At 52.5% G+C, this 2923-nt stretch carries 2 protein-coding genes; both read right to left on the reverse strand.

The window, feature by feature from the left end; all coding sequences use genetic code 11:
* Positions 1–228: 228 nt before the first annotated feature.
* Positions 229–1368: a sugar-transfer associated ATP-grasp domain-containing protein gene (locus BLV85_RS14500; protein ID WP_090415929.1), complete on the reverse strand. Its 1140-nt coding sequence runs from the start codon at positions 1366–1368 to the stop codon at positions 229–231.
* A gap of 44 nt (positions 1369–1412) precedes the next feature.
* Entirely contained in the window at positions 1413–2459 is a 1047-nt protein-coding gene (locus tag BLV85_RS14505) for an ATP-grasp domain-containing protein (protein WP_090415930.1), read from the reverse strand.
* Positions 2460–2923: the final 464 nt, after the last annotated feature.

The following is a 2923-nucleotide window of genomic DNA, read 5'->3' on the forward strand; positions in this document are numbered from 1 at the left end:
TGCTGCATAACAACATGCCGTTTGATGGTGACAAGTTTTTCAAAATAAAGGGCGCTAATATGTAAATTTTGCTTGACTGAAGACAGAGTATCTACGCCTGTTCAGCCGTCAGAGTAGGGTGCATTTATGCACCGTCAAACCAGGACTGAGTCCCAGCCACCGCCACCCATTCACCTCCAGACCCAGCCTGCGCCTGATGCAGCCCATCCATGCCGCCACGCCATGTTCTCAATAAAACACATCGATTTTGCGCATCAGATTGGCCAGCTTCTTTTGCGGCCAGCTTAGCTGCTCCCAGTAGCGGGGATAGGACGCGCGGCGCGTGGCTTCAATCTCATCCGACCAGAAGCCTTTGCGGTTCGCGTGCTGGTGCAGATCCAGATCGGCGATTTCATTGTTTTCGATAATGACCGGGCCGCGCTCGGTCAGGGCGATGTCCCAGTGATGCAGATTCATGCCCATGAGATAATTGGCGGCCTGGTCACAGACTTCGATCACGCGCGGCCAGTCCGGCAGGGTATAGTGATCGAACGGTTTTCCCGTATCCGGATGGGTGCTGACCAACTCAATCTTGCCATTCAGTTTGCCTACTACGCGCGTGATTTGTCCGCTGGTTGTATCGACGCCCCCCAGAAAATTGCCTGAGGCGCCATGCTGAAAGTTGTCCACCATATTCGACCCGGTCGGAATGCGCCAGACCGCGCTGACAATCGAGTTCTTGCCGTTCATCCGCGCCGAAGTGACACGCACGCTGCTGAGCCGGGGTCCACAGACACGGGCGATTTCCGGATGCGGCTTGAGCACCTCCTGAAACAGAATGCCATGCGAAAATTCCGGATTGAGCGATTCGAGCCATTCAAACACTTTGCGCTGCTTGCCGCTTGTGAACGAGATGCTGTCCGATTCCGGCAAATATTTTTCCAGACCCACCGCCCCCCAGCCATAAGCGCCATGGCTGGGTTTGGCAAACATTGGATAATGTTCGGGAGTGCGCAGATAGGTGGCCGCCTGGTCGATATGGCTCAAGGTGACGGAACCGGGCAGATGCCTGCCACTGAGATCATAAACTGCGCGAATTTTTGGCATCGGAAGCTCAGTTGCCATCATGAACAGCGTCATGGGCAGCTTCTCGCCCAGCATGAACCAGCGGGAATCATTGCACACATAATTGAGCCGAAATTTCCGGCCGTTGCCCAGAAACCTGCTGCGTTCCTCCGCCGTCAGATCATCCAGCTCATGCAAACGATAGTCGATATATTCCTGAAACAACAGCCGCTGCGAGCCAAAGCGCATGCGCAGGATTTCGGACAGCGTCGAAAAAGGCACCTTGCGGGCACGTTTGCCAAACAGGATTCGGAGAATATTCATGGGGAAATTTCACCTTGATAGCGGTTGATTGAAAAATACCGGGTCTACCGGATCGATCGGGAGTCAAGCCGGGCAATGAAATCTTCCCAGATGGCATCTTCCGGGCGCATGGCGCCTTCAACCCAGACAGGCTCGGATGTGTGCGTAGACAGTTCCCAGTGTCCGGGGCATTCAGCAATCGCCCATCCCTCGTAGTAGTAGCTGATTTCCGCAATGACCGGCTCACCTTCTCGCCGCAAGACGTCGACAGCAAGCGACTGGGTTTGCAATATTCTGGCCGTCTGGAAAGCGAGCAAAAGCGCATCCCGCGGAACCCCGGCCGGATCCCAGTCTATGCGGCCACTGCCACTCGCCCGGAAATCACCGGGCCGGTTAAACCGCCTGAAGGCAAAGGCACGTTTGCCGATAATAGTGATGCGGATATCAAAATCATTGCCAGGCAAAAATTCCTGGAGCAATAAATAGCCCTTATGAAATTCCTCATCCGTTGGCTTCGAGAGCAGCACCCGCATTGCTTCACTGGTGCGCCTGACAAACCAGCGCCAGGGTAGATTGGCGGGCGGCAGTGCATACATGCCGGAATCGAACAGCGCATCCAAATGCTGGCGCGCCTCACGGCGCGTGTGTACCAGCTCGACATTCTTGGAAATGACACCGGAAGACAGCTTCAGCACCAGCGGATAATCTGCCGAATCAATGAATTCCTCGGCCTGTGATTTCGACCAGAATACCCAGGTTGCAGGTGTCGGAATATCCGCCAGCTGCAGCAGATAGGACTGTGCGGCCTTGTCATCAAAATGCCATATGGTATTCAGATTGGGAAAGGTTGGTATCTTGCCAAGATGCGCCAGGGAAGCGATCAATCTACGGCCCGGGCGGCTTACCGATAGTGGTTGGGCGAACCACCACATGAATCCATCACAATCCTTGAGCTGATCCAGCCAGTTGGCCGAATTGGAAAAAATATCGATATCCAGCGTTGCCACACCATGTTGTGCAGCCAGCTCGTGCCAGCGCGCCGAGAAAGACTGCCAGCGTTTGCTAGAAAGTTGCTGGTGGTCTCGTTGAATGCCGATAATCGGTTTATTCATACAATTAATCCAATAATGGAAATGGCAGTTTGCGGCATTTCGGATATTTTAGAGCTAATTGTTTATTTGCCATTTCAAGCAACCTGAAATTAGTAACCCGTTCGAATGTTCAAAAATTCTAGGCTGGTCTGTTTATGAGCTGCTTATAGAAACAATTTTGTTAGTTCTTGTAGTCGCTTCGAGTTGTTTCAGGGGCTGAGGCATAGAGATTTTTACAGTCAATACAAAATATATCGAGGCCGCAATCTTGCTGCCAGCATTGTACATCCTTTGTTCTATCAAGAATGAGGCGTGCCAAATGGCTTGCTTTGTTTGAGCCTTTCAACAGAACCAGATCTCCCTTGCGTAACTCTTTTTTGAGAAAGGTAGCGCTGTTTGTCAAGGTAGTTGTCGTGTTCATCTACACGGCGACCTTTAAGTCACCCCCGTCCTTCTCTGGGTTCAGCCAGACTTGCTCTGGTAGA

Origin of the sequence: Nitrosomonas halophila, assembly GCF_900107165.1 — a bacterium.
GTDB classification, from domain to species: Bacteria; Pseudomonadota; Gammaproteobacteria; order Burkholderiales; family Nitrosomonadaceae; genus Nitrosomonas; species Nitrosomonas halophila.

Bases quoted from the DNA above. Each gene is read 5' to 3' on its own strand.
- BLV85_RS14505 (WP_090415930.1), bottom strand. From the start codon at position 2,459: ATGAATAAACCGATTATCGGCATTCAACGAGACCACCAGCAACTTTCT.
- BLV85_RS14500 (WP_090415929.1), bottom strand. From the start codon at position 1,368: ATGAATATTCTCCGAATCCTGTTTGGCAAACGTGCCCGCAAGGTGCCT.